Origin of the sequence: Micromonospora sp. NPDC049257, assembly GCF_040678915.1 — a bacterium.
Lineage (GTDB): Bacteria > Actinomycetota > Actinomycetes > Mycobacteriales > Micromonosporaceae > Micromonospora > Micromonospora antibiotica.
Genome location: NZ_JBFAQU010000006.1, coordinates 106703 through 123406, shown reverse-complemented (window position 1 = coordinate 123406; position 16704 = coordinate 106703). Strand labels below are relative to the sequence as shown.

Annotated in this window: 14 protein-coding genes; 5 read left to right on the top strand and 9 right to left on the bottom strand. The window is 74.0% G+C overall.

Annotated elements, in window-relative coordinates; translation table 11 throughout:
• The first annotated feature begins 35 nt into the window (after nucleotides 1-35).
• Complete coding sequence (locus AB0K25_RS12325; RefSeq protein ID WP_308291027.1) at nucleotides 36-1304, top strand: sigma-70 family RNA polymerase sigma factor; 1269 nt, start codon at nucleotides 36-38, stop codon at nucleotides 1302-1304.
• A 91-nt stretch (nucleotides 1305-1395) separates the two neighbouring features.
• Here AB0K25_RS12325 and AB0K25_RS12320 read toward each other — a convergent pair whose 3' ends face one another.
• The 5 genes from AB0K25_RS12320 to AB0K25_RS12300 form a co-directional block, all read right to left on the bottom strand.
• Complete coding sequence (locus tag AB0K25_RS12320) at nucleotides 1396-2331, bottom strand: trypsin-like peptidase domain-containing protein (RefSeq protein WP_357534806.1); 936 nt, start codon at nucleotides 2329-2331, stop codon at nucleotides 1396-1398.
• Between the two features lie 604 nt (nucleotides 2332-2935).
• The gene (locus AB0K25_RS12315) at nucleotides 2936-3799 is read right to left on the bottom strand and encodes an SRPBCC family protein (protein WP_219467516.1); all 864 of its coding nucleotides are present in this window, start codon (nucleotides 3797-3799) and stop codon (nucleotides 2936-2938) included.
• Nucleotides 3792-4352 carry a helix-turn-helix domain-containing protein gene (locus AB0K25_RS12310; RefSeq protein WP_219467513.1) on the bottom strand — a complete coding sequence of 187 codons (561 nt, stop codon included), beginning with the start codon at nucleotides 4350-4352 and terminating at the stop codon, nucleotides 3792-3794. The genes AB0K25_RS12315 and AB0K25_RS12310 overlap by 8 nt, the downstream gene beginning before the upstream one ends.
• Before the next feature lie 99 nt (nucleotides 4353-4451).
• Complete coding sequence (locus AB0K25_RS12305) at nucleotides 4452-5789, bottom strand: cyclopropane-fatty-acyl-phospholipid synthase family protein (protein ID WP_363820020.1); 1338 nt, start codon at nucleotides 5787-5789, stop codon at nucleotides 4452-4454.
• Nucleotides 5786-7168: an FAD-binding oxidoreductase gene (locus AB0K25_RS12300; protein ID WP_219467511.1), complete on the bottom strand. Its 1383-nt coding sequence runs from the start codon at nucleotides 7166-7168 to the stop codon at nucleotides 5786-5788. The genes AB0K25_RS12305 and AB0K25_RS12300 overlap by 4 nt, the downstream gene beginning before the upstream one ends.
• Nucleotides 7169-7352: 184 nt before the next feature.
• Here AB0K25_RS12300 and AB0K25_RS12295 point away from each other — a divergent pair, with 184 nt between their 5' ends.
• Both AB0K25_RS12295 and AB0K25_RS12290 read left to right on the top strand, forming a co-directional pair.
• The gene (locus tag AB0K25_RS12295; RefSeq protein ID WP_219467507.1) at nucleotides 7353-7637 is read left to right on the top strand and encodes a DUF427 domain-containing protein; all 285 of its coding nucleotides are present in this window, start codon (nucleotides 7353-7355) and stop codon (nucleotides 7635-7637) included.
• Between the two features lie 58 nt (nucleotides 7638-7695).
• Nucleotides 7696-8433 carry an RICIN domain-containing protein gene (locus AB0K25_RS12290; RefSeq protein ID WP_363820016.1) on the top strand — a complete coding sequence of 246 codons (738 nt, stop codon included), beginning with the start codon at nucleotides 7696-7698 and terminating at the stop codon, nucleotides 8431-8433.
• 99 nt (nucleotides 8434-8532) lie between these two features.
• Here AB0K25_RS12290 and AB0K25_RS12285 read toward each other — a convergent pair whose 3' ends face one another.
• Nucleotides 8533-9831 carry an MFS transporter gene (locus AB0K25_RS12285; protein ID WP_357534813.1) on the bottom strand — a complete coding sequence of 433 codons (1299 nt, stop codon included), beginning with the start codon at nucleotides 9829-9831 and terminating at the stop codon, nucleotides 8533-8535.
• 70 nt (nucleotides 9832-9901) lie between these two features.
• Between AB0K25_RS12285 and AB0K25_RS12280 the strand changes: the two genes are divergently transcribed.
• A complete protein-coding gene (locus tag AB0K25_RS12280; protein WP_357534815.1) occupies nucleotides 9902-10918 on the top strand; it encodes a helix-turn-helix domain-containing protein in 1017 nt (338 codons plus the stop codon).
• Nucleotides 10919-10939: 21 nt separating this feature from the next.
• Here the strand turns inward: AB0K25_RS12280 and AB0K25_RS12275 are convergent, their stop codons facing one another.
• Nucleotides 10940-12889, bottom strand: coding sequence for a VWA domain-containing protein (locus AB0K25_RS12275; RefSeq protein WP_219467496.1), 1950 nt, complete (start codon nucleotides 12887-12889; stop codon nucleotides 10940-10942).
• A 2-nt stretch (nucleotides 12890-12891) separates the two neighbouring features.
• Nucleotides 12892-14388, bottom strand: a complete 1497-nt coding sequence (locus AB0K25_RS12270) for a magnesium chelatase (protein WP_208569658.1) — start codon at nucleotides 14386-14388, stop codon at nucleotides 12892-12894.
• 93 nt (nucleotides 14389-14481) lie between these two features.
• Between AB0K25_RS12270 and AB0K25_RS12265 the strand changes: the two genes are divergently transcribed.
• A complete protein-coding gene (locus AB0K25_RS12265; RefSeq protein WP_219467494.1) occupies nucleotides 14482-15471 on the top strand; it encodes an aldo/keto reductase in 990 nt (329 codons plus the stop codon).
• A gap of 194 nt (nucleotides 15472-15665) precedes the next feature.
• Here the strand turns inward: AB0K25_RS12265 and AB0K25_RS12260 are convergent, their stop codons facing one another.
• The gene (locus AB0K25_RS12260; RefSeq protein WP_219467491.1) at nucleotides 15666-16619 is read right to left on the bottom strand and encodes a lytic polysaccharide monooxygenase; all 954 of its coding nucleotides are present in this window, start codon (nucleotides 16617-16619) and stop codon (nucleotides 15666-15668) included.
• Between the last annotated feature and the right edge of the window lie 85 nt (nucleotides 16620-16704).

Here is a 16704-nt window from a genome sequence, read left to right as displayed (position 1 = left end):
GCCCGGTCGCCGGGGACCCGGTCGGCGCGGTCGCGGTGGCGGGCGCCGAGGCGTACCCGCGGATCGTGGCCGCGCTGATCCGGGTGACCGGGGACTGGACGCTCGCCGAGGACTGCGCCCAGGAGGCGCTGATGGCCGCCGTGCAGCGCTGGCCCCGCGACGGCGTGCCGGGCAATCCGGGCGGCTGGCTGATGACGGTGGCCCGGAACCGGGCGACGGACGTGCTGCGGCGGGCCTCCGTGGAACGCCGCAAACTACGCGAGCTGGCGGTGCTCACCGACCAGCACCCCACCCCGGACGATCCGGAGGACGTGGTGGACGACCGGCTGCGGCTCGTGTTCACCTGCTGCCATCCGGCGCTGACGCTGGAGGCCAGGGTGGCGCTGACGCTGCGTACCGTGGCCGGGGTGCCGACCGCCGACATCGCGCGGGCCTTCCTGGTCGGCGAGTCCACCATGACCCGGCGGATCACCCGGGCCAAGGCCAGGATCGCCGCCGCCGGCGTCCCCTACCGGGTGCCGACCGGGTCCGCGCTGGCCGAGCGGCTGCCGGGCGTCCTGGCCGTGCTCTACCTGCTCTTCACCCGGGGGTACGACGCGGACGGCGAGCCCGCCTTCGCCGACGAGGCGGTCCGGTTGGCGCGGCTGCTCGACGAGCTGATGCCGGCCGAGCCGGAGGTCGCCGCCCTGTGCGCGCTGCTGCTCTTCCAGCACTCCCGCCGGGCGGCCCGCCGCGACGCCGCCGGTGACCTGCTCACCCTCGCCGAGCAGGACCGCTCCCGCTGGGACCACGCCGCCATCGCCGAGGCCCTGACCGCCCTGGCCCACGCCGAGCGCCGGTCGGCACCGGCCCCCGCCGACAGACCGTCGACCACGGCCCGGGCCGACAGACCGTCGACCACGGCCCGCGCCGACCGGCCCGGCCCGTATCTGCTCCAGGCCCGGATCGCCGCCTGCCATGCCACCGCGCCGGACGCCGGCCGTACCGACTGGACGGCCATCGCCCACTGCTACGACGAACTGTCGCGACTGCGGCCCACCCCGGTGATCGGGCTGAACCGTGCGGTGGCCCACGGCTACGCGTACGGACCGACGGCCGGGCTGGCCCTGCTCGCCGAGGCCCGCGCCGGCGGAGCGTTGGACGGCTACCCACCGGCGCTGGCGGCGGAGGCGGAGCTGACCGCCCGCCGTGGTGACCCGTTCGGGGCGGCCCTCCTGTTCCGGGGCGCCGCCGACCTGGTCGGCTCGGACGCCGAACGCCGGGCCCTGCTCCGCCGTGCGGACGACCTGACTCCGTCACCCTGACCCGGCACTGCCCCGCCGACCCGCTGCCCGCTGACCCGCTGCCCGCTGACCTGCGCTGCCCGCCGACCGGGAAGCGGGGCGGGGCCGGGGGTCAGCTCGCGGTCAGCCGGGCCACGACCTGGCGGACGGTGTCCATCGGGATGGCGAAGCCGAGGCCGACGCTGCCCTCGTCCTCTCCGGTGGTGGCGATCGCGACGTTGATGCCCACCACCCGCCCGGCGGTGTCGACCAGCGCTCCGCCGGAGTTGCCGTGGTTGATCGCCGCATCGGTCTGCACCAGCCCGGACAGGTCGTCCACCGACCGGTGGAGGGCCGACACGATTCCGGAGGTGACCGTCCCGACCAGCCCGAGCGGGCTGCCGAACGCCAGGACGGTGTCCCCGACGGTCAGGGTCGAGTCGCTGCCCAGCGTCGCCGGGGTGAGCCCGGTCAAGCCGGTCGCCCGCAGCAGCGCGATGTCCGCCCTGGCGTCCTGCGCGACCACGGTCGCCGGGGCGGTACGGCCGTCGGCGAGGGCCACGTCGACCTGGCCGCCGGAGTCCACCACGTGCTGGTTGGTGAGGACGAGTCCGTCGGTGTCGAGAATGACGCCGGATCCGAGGCTGGACTCCCGGGCCCCGGTCACCTCGACGGTGACGATGCTGGGCGACACGACGGCGACCACCGTGGCGAGGGAGTCGATGGTGGCGGTGGAGACCGGGGCGGCGGCCGTCGTAGCGGTGACGGACGAACCCTGGCCGGCGAACCGGTCCACGACCAGCGCGCCGGTGCCGCCGCCCGCGAGCATCAGCACCACCGCCGCGCCACCGGCCAGCAGCCCCCGCCGCCACCGCGACGGCGACGACGGCGCTGGCGACGACGGCGAGACCGGCGGCGACGGCGGCGACGGCGAGACCGGCGGCGACGGCGGCGAGGTCGGCGACGGCGCTGCCGAGGGCGGTGGCGGTGAGGACGACGGCGGCTCGGAGACCGGGACAGCCGGTGGGACCGGGTTGGTGGGCGCCGGGCGCAGCATGGTGTCGGACATCAGGTCACCACCCCTCGACGAGGGTCGACCGGTCGAACCGAGGATGGTCGGGCCGGTGGTGGTCGGGCTGGTCGCGGTCGGAGCGGTGACGGTGGTTGTCGGGGTGCGACATGGGGCCTCCTCGGTGCGGCGATGAAGCCACCGTGCCGCGCCGGGCTGAGGCCCCCTTGTGGCGTACCTGTGCGTCCGCCGTGCGTGGCGCGCGGTGACCCGGGTGCCCCGTGACCCGCCCGGGTCACCAACCTCTGTCCGGCGTCCTTTCGAGCTGATGACGTCAGCGATTCAGCCGGCACCACCGGCGCGAACACCGACAGGAGCGGGGCTGGAACGACCCGGTCCGGGACAACACTGCCCGGGACCCACGGGTCGCACACAGCCAGGACCCCGCAGGATGCGCACAGCCAAGAGCCGGTGGTGTGCCCGTCTACCCCTGCCACCCGTGAATCGTCAACGTCATCAGCTCTACAGGGGTCACCTGCATGGTGCTGCTGCCGGGCGACTCCGGCCCAGGGCGACTCCGGCCCAGGGCGACTCCGGCCCAGGACAGGCCACCACCCGCACCCCGACCTTGAGAACCGGCCCCGGGACAGGTGCCGGGGGTGGTTCAGATGCCGGGAGCGCCGGTGCGGATCTCCTCGGCCACCCAGATCGGCTGCCAGTCGGCCATCTCGTGGAAGCGGCGCAGCTCGGACAGGCCGGCCACCGACCCGCTCCACGCCGCGTACGGCGGGTTGCCCTCGTCGAAGCCGCTCTGCACGAAGGTGAGCTTCGTCCTTCCGTCGGAATCGGCCAGCTCCCAGGTGGTGACACCGACGGGGCCCCAGTCCACCGACATCTTCCGGCCGGGCTCCAGGTCGATCACCTTCGCCGCGTACCCGGTGTCGAAGCCGCCCATGGCGTACCGGCCGCCGACCCAGGGCTCGATGCCGATCGGGTAGCCGAACCAGGCGCTGGCCTGCGCCGAGTCGGTCAACGAGGTCCAGACCCGGTCGACCGGCGCGGCGATGGTCAGCTCACCGCTCAGCTCGGCGGAGGTGAAGTCGGTCCTCGGCAGCAGCGGACGACCCTCCAGGTGCGCGGCGAGATTGGCGATCGACAGCGACCACCAGGTCTGCAGGACACCACGGATGCTGCTGCCGTCCATCGCCTCGGCGAAGTCGAAGTGGCTCTGGCTGAGGGTCAGCAGGGCGCTGCCCGGCCCCTGCGCGGTCAGGCGCAGTTCGCTGGTCGTCTCGACCCCGTCGAGCAGCCAGTCGAAGCGCAGCGTGTACGGGTCGGCGTGCCGCAGCCGTTGGTGGGGCGCGTAGCCCTCGGGCGTGTGCCGACCCCAGAACTCGTACCGGCTGGGCAGCTCGACCTCGGCGTGCTCGGTCAGCCAGACGCGCAGCTCGGCCGGGTCGGTGAGCGCCCGCCACACGGCCTGCACCGGCGCGGCGAGGCGGGCGCCCAGGGTGAGTGGTTCAGTCATGGTCTTCCCCCTTGGGGTAGCAGGCCACGGCGAGTTTGAAGGCGTCCCCCTCGACGCCGCCGTAGCGGGTGAACAGGTCCTGCAACGTCGACTGCAGGTCGTGCAGAAACTCCTGCCGGCGCTCGGCCGGCACCCGGATCTCGCCGGACACCCCGATCGAGGGCAGCTCCGGCGCGCTCCGGTCGAGCGCGGCGACGTCCGCCTGGACCTCCTCCATCAGGTCGAGCAGGTGGCCCAGGCTCAGCTCGTCGGACACCCGGCGGACGCCGCCGATCCGACCGACCAGCCGGGGCGAGAGCCAGTACGACCGGGCGACGGCCTGCCAGATGCCCTCGCTGATGCCGCGCACCCTGCGGCTGGCCACCTGCTCGACCAGGCCGGCCGCCGCGAGCTGCTTGACGTGGTAGTAGACCCGCTGCGGGGTCTGCTCCAGCCGGGCCGCCACCTCGGTGCAGGTGCGCGGCTCGGCCAACTGCCGCAGCACGTCCACGCGCTGCGGCTTGAGCAGGGTCTCGGCCTGCTCGATCTGCTCCAGGTACAGGACGTCTCTCATCGCAAAAACAATCCTGTACGTAAAAATCTTCCTTGTCAATGGGATCGACAAAAGCCGCGCCGAGATGGCGCGGCTTCGTCGGGGCGGCCGGACGGCGGATCAGGGCGTCCAGTTCGGGCGCAGCGGGTAGCCGTTCACGCCGTGCGGGGCGTTGCGGGTCGCCAGCACCTGGTGCAGTTGGATGCCGTTGCGCTCGAAGGCCAGCCGCGACCCCGCCATGTAGAGGCCCCAGACCCGGGCGGTGCCCAGGCCCACCTCGGCGACGCAGGAATCCCAGTTCGCCACGAGGTTGCGGCACCAGGCGGCCAGGGTCAGCGCGTAGTGCTGCCGCAGGTTCTCCTCGTGGTGCACCTCGAAGCCGGCGTCGTGCACCTCGCCGACCAGGCGGCCCGGCCCGGCCAGCTCGCCGTCGGGGAAGACGTACCGGTCGATGAACGCGCCGGAGCGGTGCGGAGCCCGGTTGTCGGCCCGGGTGATGCAGTGGTTGAGCAACCGGCCACCGGGTCGCAGCCGGTCCCGCAGCGCCCGGAAGTAGGCCGGATAGTTGCGCACCCCGATGTGTTCGGTCAGCCCGATCGAGGAGATCGCGTCGAACTGCTCCCGGGGCGCGTCGCGGTAGTCGAGGTGGCGCACCTCCGCCAGGCCGGTCAGCCCCTCCCGCGCGATGGCCTCCTGCGCCCACTGGGCCTGCGCCCGGGACAGGGTCACCCCGATCGCCTTGACGCCGTACTCGCGGGCGGCGTGCCGGACCATGCCGCCCCAGCCGCAGCCCACGTCGAGCAGGCGCATCCCCGGCTGGAGTGCCAGCTTGCCGGCGACCAGTTCGTACTTGGCCGCCTGGGCCTGCTCCAGGGTGTCGGTCGGGCTGCGGTACACCGCGCAGGTGTACGTCATCGAGTCGCCGAGCACCTTCTCGTAGAAGGCGTTCGACACGTCGTAGTGGTGTGAGATGGCGGTGCTGTCACGGCCCCGGGAGTGCCGCAGCCCACCCATCACCCGCCGCCAGCGGGGCAGTGCCTCCTGGGGCGGCGCCGGTGGGGGCCGCAGCCGCTCCCAGCCGAGGCCACGCACCAGGGCCAGCCCCTCGGCCACCGAGGGCACCCGCAGCCGCAGATCCAGGAGCACCCGCAGGGCGTCGTACGGGTCGCCGGGGTGCACCCCGCCCAGCCCGAGGTCGCCGCTGACGTAGGCCCGCGCCATGCCCAGGTCGCCGGGGGCGGTGAGCAGGTAGGACAGGCCCCGCTCGGAGCGGATGTCGAGGGTGATCCCGGCGTCGGTCGGGCCGATCGCGCTGCCGTCGTAGCCGGTGACGCGGACGGGCAGGTCATGGGTGGTGACCGCGCGGACGACGTCGGCGACGGTCGGGCCGGGCCGACTTCCCGCCGGCGGGCTGGCCGGGGCGCTCGCCGCCCCCTGTTCTCGGTCGGTCAGGCTCATTTTCGGGCAACCGCCTTCTCGTAGAGTCCGGTGAGCCGATGGTCCGGGTCGTAGCGGTCCTTCACCACACGCCAGGTCTCCCCGCCGTAGAGCTGGTCGAAGGCCGCCCGGTCGTAGTACGCGTCGGAATAGAGCGACTTGTGTCCACCGAATTCCGACACCGCCCGCTCGATGGAGCGGTTCACGTCGCCGTCGGCGGCACCGTCCACGACCTCGACGGTGCCCCAGAAGCCGATGTTGAGGTAGGTCACGCCGGGGCGCAGCGGGTAGAGCGGCCACGCCCGGGCCGAACCGGGACCGGCGGGCTCGCGCAGCCGCAACGGGCACAGCCACACCGGGGTCATCCCGACGTTCCGGTCGAACCAGCGCAGGAAGTCGGCCGTGCCGTCGAGCGGGATCTCGACGTCCTGCACGACCCGTTCCCGGGCCGGCCGGCCCCGCCACCGGTCCACCCGGGCGGCCACCTGGTGCCGGTGTTCCAGCCGGACCAGCCGGTGGTAGACGTCGCTGCGCCGCCAGCGGGCCGGCCAGAGCCGACGCACCACCGGATGCTGCGCGCCGAACGCGGCCGAGCACCAGAACCAGTCGGTGTCCCACCGCCACAGGTAGTCGTAGGTGCCCAGCGTGTCCCGCACCCGGCGACGCAGCGACCGGTAGTAGATGTCCTGGTCGGTGTAGTCGCTGAGCCGTTCGGGCTCGTCGGTGAAGGAGCCGAGCACCAGGTAGGACTCGCCGGGGCTGAACATCACGCCGTCCATCGCGTCGACCGGCCGCCCCTCCCACTCCCCCTTGGCGGTCACCTCGGCGACCGCGTCGGTCAGCTCCTCCAGCCGGGTGAACCGGATGTTGCGCAGGGCCACCGCCCGCCCCACCGGCTGGAGTTCGATGCGCAGCCGGGTGGCGTACCCCAGGCTGCCCAGCGAGTTGGGGAACGCGGCGAACAGGTCGGACTGCGGGCCGTCCGGCCGGGCGGTGACGACCTCGCCGGCACCGGTGAGGACGTCCAGCTCGACGACCGACTCGTGTGGGAGCCCGTTGCGGAACGACGTGGACTCGATGCCCAGCCCGGTCACCGCGCCGCCCAGGGTGATCGTGCGCAACTGGGGCACGACCAGCGGCATCAGCCCGTGCGGGAGGGTCGCGTCGACCAGGTCCTCGTAGGTGCACATGCCCTGCACCTCGGCGGTGCGGGTGACCGGGTCGACCGACAGCACGCCGTCCAGCCCGCTGACGTCGAGGCCGGGCACGCCGGTGGCCGACCGGGGCCGGAACAGGTTGGAGGTGCGTTTGGCCAGTCGAACGGGTTGCCCCGCAGGCACGGCGGCGTACGACCGCCGCAACGCGTCCACCGCCAGTTCATGATCACGCTGCGCGCGCATGAGATCACTTTACGCGCGAAGCGCCGTTCCGGGGGGACCCCAACGCTGGCCGTTTCGGATCAGCCGAGCCCTCCGGGAGGCGGGTGCGGGGCGGGGCCCGGCGGCCGGCACACGGGCACCGGTCGGAACCGCCGGCGGCGAGGGGTGCGGGAGCATCGACCGGGGTGGGGCGTAGCGTGGTGGCATGCCGAAAGCCGTGTGGAACGACCAGGTCGTGGCCGAGAGCGACGACACCGTCCTGGTGGAGGGCAACCACTACTTCCCCCGCAGCACCCTGCGCGACGACCTGATCACCGAGTCGACGACCCAGACGGTCTGCCCGTGGAAGGGCACCGCCTCCTACTACTCCCTCACCGACGGTGACCGGACCAGCCCCGACGCGGTCTGGTACTACCCCGACCCGAAGCCCGAGGCGGAGCAGATCCGCGACCGGGTGGCGTTCTGGAAGGACGTCCGGGTCGTCGACTGATCCCTCTCGGGAGCGGGCCGACTGGCCGTCGGCCCGCCCGGTGGGTCACCATGCCTGCATGGCCGTCCCCGATCCGCACCGCGACCCGTCCGGCACCGTGTACGGCGCCCGGCGGGCCGCCCGCCCCGGTCTGCCCCGTGATCCGCTGATGCGGTTCGCGCTGGCCGCCGGGCTGGCCGGCGTACTGCTGGGGGTCTTCTTCGCCACCGGCGTGCTGGGCGGCGGCGACGGGCGGACCCAGCCGGTGGTGCCGGCCGCCGCTGCGCCGACCCCCGCTGCGCCGACCCCCGCTTCGCCGGCCACGGCGGCCCCGGAGACCAGCGCACCACCGGCGACCACCCCGCCGCCCTCGCCGACCCCGCCACCCACCACCCCGGCCACGTTCAGCGGGCCGACCGTGCTGCGGGCGGTCACCTCCGGCCTCTGTGTCGGCACCGACGGCGCGGGTGAGACGGCCACCGCCGAGTTGGCGCCCTGCACCGGTGGCGCGGAGCAGCGGTGGGTCGCCAACCCGGTCGCACCGGACCTGGTGACGCTCACCAACGCCGGGCACGGCCAGTGCCTCGACGTCGAGGGCGGCAGCGGTGACGACGGAGCCAGGATCCAGCAGTTCGGCTGCCACGGGCAGGCCAACCAGCAGTGGCGGCTGACCCCGGTCGGCACCGGCCCGGTCCTGCTGGTAGGCGTCCAGTCCGGCAAGTGCGTGCAGGTCAGGAATGACGGCACCGCGGCCGGCGACGACCTGGTGCAGGCCACCTGCACCGCGTCGGCCGGCCAACAGTGGGCCCTCGGCTGACGGGTGCGGCGGGGGTGGCCGTAGCCCGGTCGGCGCACCGGACCGACCTCGACCCCGCTGCCCGGCCGGCGGACCGGCGGCAGGCCCGACCGGCGTCGGTCAGCCTCGGTAGCTCCACGCCCCGGCGGGACGGGCCGGCAGCAGGAGCGGTGGTGGCAGCGACCGACGTCGGCGCAGCAGCAGCGACAGCACCGCGGCGCCGACCGAGAGCGCCCCCGCCACATACCAGGCCAGCGCGTAGTCACCGAGCCGGTCGCGGACCAGACCGGCGCCGGTCGCCGCGACCGCCGCCCCGAACTGGTGCGCGGCGAAGACCCAGCCGAAGACCACCGCCGCCGAGGCGCCGAAGTACTCCCGGCACAGGGCCACCGTCGGTGGCACGGTCGCCACCCAGTCGAGGCCGTAGAAGACGACGAAGACCAGCATGCTCGGCCCGGTGCCGCCGGTGAACAGGCTGGGCAGCAGCAACAGCGACAGACCGCGCAGCGCGTAGTAGCCGGCCAGCAGCAGCCGGCTGTCCACCCGGTCGGTGAGCCACCCCGAGGCCACGACGCCGACGATGTCGAAGAGCCCGACCAGGGCGAGCAGACCCGCCGCCGTGGTCTGCGGCATCCCGTGGTCGTGTGCGGCCGGCACGAAGTGGGTGCCGACCAGACCGTTGGTGGTCGCGCCACAGATCGCGAAGCCGCCGGCGAGCAGCCAGAACGGACGGGTCCGGGCGGCGGCGGTGAACGCGCCGACGGCCCGCGCGGCGGCCCCGCCGGCTGCCGGCGGCCGGGGCGTCACCTCGGTCGCGCCGTAGGCGGGCAGGCCGAGGTCCGCCGGGTGTTCCCGCAACCACCACACCACAAGTGGTACGACCGCCAGGGCGGCCCCGGCCACCACCAGTGCCGCCGCCCGCCAGCCGTGGTCGCGGACCAGCACCGCGAGCAGCGGCAGGAAGACCAGTTGACCGGCGGCCCCACCGGCGGTGAGCACCCCGGTCACCAGCCCTCGTCGGGCGACGAACCAGCGTCCGGTGACGGTGGCGACGAACGCCAGCGCCATCGACCCGGTGCCCAGCCCGACCAGGACACCCCAGCAGAGGATCAGCTGCCAGCTCGCCGTGATGAAGACGGTCAGGCCGCTGCCGAGCGCCACCAGTGCCAGCGCGCAGGTCACCACCCGGCGGATGCCGAACCGTTCCATCAGCGCGGCGGCGAACGGCGCGGTCAGGCCGTAGAGCAGCAGGTTGACCGAGACGGCGGCGGAGATGGTGGCCAACGGCCAGCGGAACTCGGCGTGCAGCGGGTGCAGCAGCACCGACGGGGTGGCGCGGAAGCCGGCCGCGCCGACCAGCGCGACGAAGGCGACGGCGGCCACGGTCCAGGCCGGGTGGAGACGACGGGCTCGGGTCACGCTCCGAGTCTCGGGGCCCACTCGACCTGCGACGAGTGGCCGGAAAGCCATCGTACGCAATAATCGGGCCATGACCCTCGTCCCGCACCGGATCGGCGTGCTCGCCCTCGACGGCGTCGTCGGCCTCGACCTGGGCACCCCGGCCCAGGTCTTCGGGGCCGCCTGCACCGCCGACCGGCAACCGCTCTACACCGTCGACACCTGCACCCCCGGCGGCCACCCGGTCCGCAGCTCCTCGGGTTTCCGGGTCCTCCCCGACCACGGGCTCGACCTGCTGACGACCGTCGCCACGGTGGTGGTGCCCGGCCTGCACGGCGGCCCGCCGATGACCGACGGCACCGTCGACCCGGCGGTGACCGTGGCCCTGCGGCAGGCCCACGACCGGGGCGTCCGGATCATGTCGATCTGCACGGGCGCGTTCGCGCTGGCCGCCGCCGGGCTGCTCGACGGGCACCGGGCCACCACCCACTGGGCGCACGTCGAACCGTTCCGCCGGCTGTACCCGCAGGTCGACCTCGACCCGGACGTGCTCTTCATCGACTCCGGCCAGGTGCTCACCTCGGCCGGGGTGGCCGCCGGGATCGACCTCTGCCTGCACGTCATCCGCAGTGACCACGGCAGCGAGGTCGCCAACCGGGCGGCCCGGCGGTGCGTGGTGCCGCCCTGGCGCGACGGCGGCCAGGCCCAGTACATCGAACGACCGGTGCCACGCAGCCCGGCCAGCGGCACGGCGGCCACCCGCGAGTGGGCCCGCCAACAGTTGCACGAGCCGGTCACCCTGCGGGAACTGGCCGCCCATGCCCGGATGAGCGTACGCACCTTCACCCGGCACTTCCGCTCGGAGACCGGGCTCAGCCCGGCACAGTGGCTGCTCCAGCAGCGCACCGACCACGCCCGGCTCCTCCTGGAGACCACCGACCTCACCGTCGACCAGGTGGCCCGTCGGGCGGGCTTCGGCACCACCGCCGCCCTGCGCCAGCACCTGCACACCCGGATCGGCGTCTCCCCCTCGACCTACCGGCGCACCTTCCGCCGCCCCCCACCCTCCGTCGATCATCCGGTGGTGGGGTCCGCCACGACCGCATGACCGACGCGGGGTGGGTGGGGGTCAGCTCGTGTGGCGGGAGCGGAGATAGTCGGAGACCACGTATTCGCCCAGGTCACCCAGGTCGGGGGTGAAGAGGCGGCCCCGGGAGCGCTTGGCGACGGCATCCATGAAGCGGCGCAGGCCGGGGTCGTCGCCCAGCAGGAACAGGTTGAGGGTGACACCGGCGCGGGCCAGCCGGTCCACCTCGCGGATGGTCGCCTGGACCGTCTCGGGCAGCGTCGGCCAGTGGAAGTACGCCTCACCGTCGTCCGGGTCGAGATGCGCGGTCGGCTCACCGTCGGTGACCACCAGCACCACCGGCTCGGCCCCCGGATGCCGGCGCAGGTGCCGGCCGGCCAGCCGCAACGCGTGCTGGAGGTTGGTGCCCTGCTCCATGTCCGGCTCCACCGCCGCCAGCTCCCGCTGGGTCAGCGTCACCGCCTCCCGACCGAACCCGACGATCTGCAACGCGTCCTGCGGGAACCGGGTCGCCATCAGGTGCGACAGGGCCAGCGCCGTCTGCTTCATCGGCCCCCACCGCCCCTGCGACACCATCGAGTACGACAGGTCCACGCAGAGCGCCACCGCCGCCGACGCCCGCCGTTCCGTCTCCACCACCTCGAAGTCCTCGACGGCGAGCTGGAGCGGCACGGTGGGGCCGGCCCGGCGGACCGCCCGGGTGAGCGTGCGCACCACGTCCAACGGCTGCTCGTCGCCGTACTCCCACTGCCGGGAGGCGCCGCTGACCTCGCCGGCCGCCCCGGCCGTACGCAGGTCGTGCTGGCCGCGCGGGCCGGCGGTGAGGTCGGCGAAGACCCGGCGCAGCGCGGTCCCGGCCAACCGGCGCAACGCCTTCGGGCTGAGCGTCAACCCGTCGGCGTCCCGGCCCACCCAGCCCTGCCGGCGCAGCTCCCGCTCCAGCTCCCGCAGCCGGCGTACGTCGTCGGCGGCGTCGCGGCCCAACGTCCGGGCGACCGCCTCGACGTCCACGTCGTCCAGGGTGGCCCCCGGCTGCTGCTGGTCGAGGGAGTCGAGCAGCTCGTCCAGCTCGGCGATCTCGTCCAGCGCCCCCGTCGCCTCGCCGTAGCCGAGCGGCTGGTCGCCCCGGACCCGCTCGCCGCGCTGCCAGTTCAGGTCGGGGCGCAGGGCGCGCAGGTGGGCGTCGAGGGCGGACAGCTCACCGGCGAGCCGGTCACCGAGCGACTGCCGCATCAGCCCGGCCAGCTCCTCGCGCTGCCGGTCGGACAGCGACCGCATCAGCCGCTCACCGGCCGCCGACCGGCGGGCCAGCACGTCGACCAGTTCGTCGACGGTGCCCGGCTGCTCCGGGAAGAACTCGCCGTGCCGGCGCATGAACTCGGCGAACGCGTCGGTGGTGTCCTCCGCACGGGCGTGCCGGGCCAGCAGGTCGTTGAGGTCCCGCATCATCTCGGCGAGCTGCACCTGCACGGCCGGGTCACCGGCGGCCCGCGCGGCGTCGCGCAGCCCGGCGAACCGCTGCTCCAGCACCTCCCCGCGCAGCCCGTCGAGGATCCGCTGGTACACCTGCCGGGCCTCGTCGCTGGTCCACCGGTAGCCGGCCAGCTCCTGCACCGCACGGGCGGTGGACCGGGGCAGGTTGTCCAGCACCGTCTCGGCGAACCGGGCGTCGTCGTCGGTGCGCTCACGCAGCGCGTCCCGCTCCGCCGCGAGGGCCTGGTCGAGCAAAGCCCGGGACCGGGTCACCGCGCCGTCCAGGTCACCCCGGCGCAGCGCCTCCCGGCGCAGCCGGCGGGCCCGGGCGGCCAGGTCGTCCAGGCCGCCCCGGCCCTGCGGGCCACGACGCAGCAGATCCCGCAGCGCCTCCCGCAGACTGCCGCCGGCCAGCACCTCCGCGCCGACGGAGTCCACGGCGGCACGCACGTCGTACGGCGGGGCGAGCGGATCGGGGCCGCCCTGCCACTGGCCGTACCGGAACCGGTTGCCGGCCATCCTCAGCTCCGACCGCCGTAGACGGTACGACCGGAATCGGTGACGTCCTTGCCGAGCCGGCGGGTCAGGTGCAACCCCTCCAGCACGAACTCGACCCCGGCGGCGGCCTGCTCCGGGGTGGGCGCGTCGCCCAGCCCCAACCGGTCCAGCGCCTTGGCCAGCCCCGGCACGGTGCCGACCTGGCGCAGCAGCTCCGCCGAGGAGACCAGCTCACCGGTCTCGATGACCGCCCCCTCGGCGACCAGCGCGGTGAAACCGGAGAGGTCCAACCCGGCCAGCCGGGCCAGGAACGTCTCGGCGGTGGCGGCCCGCAGCAGGTGGGCCAGGACCTCGATCTCCCGCCCCTCCTCGCCACTTTCGAACTCCACCTTGCCGCGCAACGTCGAGGTCACCGACACCGCGTCGCCGACCCGGGCGACCGGCTGCTCGGGCCGTACCGTGGCGTCGCCGGCACCCGACGCGGAGCCGGCGGCCGACGCGCCGGCGGGGCCGGCGAGCAGGCCGGCGCGGCGCAACGCGGCGGCGGCGACCGTCTCGGCGGCGGCGATGGCGAACCGGGCGGAGACGCCGGAGCGCGGGTCCACCGACGGCGACTCGCGCACCGCGCGGGCGAACCGGGCCAGCACCTCCAGCACGTGCTCCGGCACCTCGGCGACCAGGTCGGCCTCCTGGCGGATCAGGGCCAGCTCCAGCTCCAGGTCGACCGGGTAGTGGGTGCGGACCTCCGCACCGAACCGGTCCTTGAGCGGGGTGATGATCCGGCCCCGGTTGGTGTAGTCCTCCGGGTTGGCGCTGGCCACCAGGAACAGGTCCAGCGGCAGCCGCAGCTGGTAGCCGCGGACCTGGATGTCCCGCTCCTCCAGCACGTTGAGCAGCGCCACCTGGATCCGCTCGGCCAGGTCGGGCAGCTCGTTGACGGCGAAGATGCCCCGGTTGGTGCGCGGCACCAAACCGAAGTGGATGGTCTCCGGGTCACCGAGGGTACGACCCTGGGCGATCCGGATCGGGTCGACGTCACCGATCAGGTCACCCACGCTGGTGTCCGGGGTGGCCAGCTTCTCGCCGTACCGCATCGAACGGTGCAGCCAGCCGATCGGCAGGTCGTCGCCGGCCTCGGCGACCGACGCGCGGGAGGCCGGGGTGAGCGGGTGCAACGGGTGCTCGTTGAGCACCGAGCCGGGCAGCACCGGGGTCCACTCGTCGAGCAGCGCCACCAGCGCGCGGATCAGTCGGGTCTTGCCCTGGCCGCGTTCGCCGAGCAGCACCATGTCGTGGCCGGCGAGCAGCGCCCGCTCGACCTCGGGCAGCACGCTGTCGTCGTAGCCGACGATGCCGGGGAAACGGTCCTCGCCGGAGCGCATCCGGGCCAGGAGGTTGTGGCGGAGTTCCTGCTTGACGGTCTGGTACCGGTGTCCGGCGGCGCGCAGTGCGCCGAGGGTGCCCGGCAGGTCGGCGGGCGGGACCGGGAGAGCCTGGTTGGGCGCAGTCACCCGACCCACGCTAGCGCGGTCGGGCCCCCTGTGCCGCCGGCACCGGGATCGCTCTTCCGACATGCCGGCCCGGGCCCGGGCGGCGGGGCTAGGGTCGACGGCGTGACCTACCTCGCCGCTGACGACCGCTACGACCAGCTGACCTACCGCCGCAGTGGGCGCAGTGGCCTGCGACTGCCCGCCATCTCGCTCGGGTTGTGGCACAACTTCGGGCCCGACCGCCCCTTCGCCCGCCAGCGGGACATCGTCTGCCGGGCGTTCGACCTCGGCGTCACCCACTTCGACCTGGCCAACAACTACGGCCCACCGCCCGGCGCGGCGGAGGAGGCGTTCGGGCGGCTGCTCGCCACCGATCTGAAGCCGTACCGCGACGAGCTGGTGGTGTCCAGCAAGGCCGGCTACCTGATGTGGCCCGGCCCGTACGGCGAGTGGGGCTCCCGCAAGTACCTGATCTCCTCGCTGGACCAGTCGCTGCGGCGGATGGGCCTGGACCACGTCGACATCTTCTACTCCCACCGTTTCGACCCGGACACCCCGCTGGAGGAGACGATGGGCGCGTTGGACGCCATCGTCCGGTCCGGTCGGGCGCGCTACGTCGGCGTCTCCAACTACGACTCGGAGCAGACCACGCGGGCCGCCGCGATCCTGCGTGACCTGGGTACGCCCCTGCTGATCAACCAACCGTCGTACTCGATGTTCAACCGGTGGACCGAGGCCGACGGGTTGCTCGACACGCTGGCCGAGGTCGGTGCGGGCTGCATCGCCTACAGTCCGCTGGCCCAGGGGCTGCTCACCGACCGCTACCTCGACGGCATCCCCGCCGACTCCCGGGTGCGCACCAGCGTCTTCCTCGACGAGAACGACGTGACCGAGGAGAAGCTGGCCACGATCCGGGGCCTCGCCGGGATCGCCGGGCGGCGGGGGCAGACGTTGGCCCAGCTCGCGCTCGCCTGGGCGCTGCGTGACCCCCGGATGACCAGCGTGATCATCGGGGCGAGCAGCGTGGCCCAACTGGAGGGCAACATCGCCGCCGTACGCCATCTCGACCTCACCCCCGACGAGCTGACCGAAATCGATCATCTCCTCCCCTGACCCGCCGGGGGATGACCGCCGGGCGAGGCCGGGGGCGACCGTGGTGACGGGGTAGAGACGGACGTCGCGGCGGGACCGCCGCGGATGCCCGGACGAGGCGCGTCGGCCCAAGTAGCGGTATCCCTGCCTGGGGATACCGCTACTTGGGCGACGTTGCGTGGATCATGCGGGCCCGGGTGGCCCGCACGGCGGGCTCACCAGATGCGGCGGCGGCCGGCACGGTGGTTGCGGACGCCACACGGCCGGCCGGGCGGCACGGGAGCCGGTCGACGTAGCCGGGTCGCCACCGCCGCCACCAGCAGTACGGTCACCACCACCGCCGCGCCCACGACCAGCCGCAGGTTGCCGCCCCCGACCTGGGTCACCGACGCCACCGGCACGCCGGCCTCCTCCCCCGCGCCGCCGGACCCGTCGACGTCCGACGTGGCGTCGGTGGGGGCCACCGGGTCAGGGTCGGCACCGGTCGCCGCAGCGGTCGACGACGGGGTCGGGGCGGTGTCCGTCGGGGTGGCCGCGAGCACCCTGCCCGCCGATCGGAACAGCACGTCCGAGCAGGAATAGTAGGTGTCCGGGGTGTCGGAGTTCTGCCACACCGTGTAGATCAGGTGCCGGCCGGTCAACCCGGCGGGCAACCGCCCCGGGATCTGGTACGACCCGTCCCGCAACGGCGGGTCGGTCACCGACAGGAACGGGATCGTGTCGAGGTCGGCCCAGCGCAACGGCGTCCGCGGGTCGTACCCGGAGCGGGTGGTGTAGAGCCGGAAGGTGCCCTTGTGCGGGATCGTGCCCCGGTAACGGAACGTGTACCTCGCCCCGGCGGTCAGCTCCGTCGCCGGCCAGTCGGCCCGGGCCAGGTCCAACCCCCGGTAGGCGGAGAGCCCGCCGCTGCACAGCTCACCGTCCGGGATGCGTTCCCGGTCCCGGCCGGCCACGCCGTACACCCGGATGTTGTCCCACTCGCGCAGCGCCGCGCCCGCCGACACCGCGGCCAGGCAGGCCGGCGTGGAGACGTGCGGCCCCTCCGGGCCACAGGCCGCCGAACGGCTCAGCGGGCTGGTCGGAGCGCCGTGCGCGGCGGCGGGAGCCGCCGGGAGCAGCACGGTCACCGCCACGACCGCGAGCGCGGCGAACGTTCGGCGTACGGTCATCTGGTCGACCTCCCGCCCTTGGTACGGATGCGGGCGGGCAAAGGTTCGACGATCCGACGCGTCGTGCCGGCGGCGGGGCCGCGAC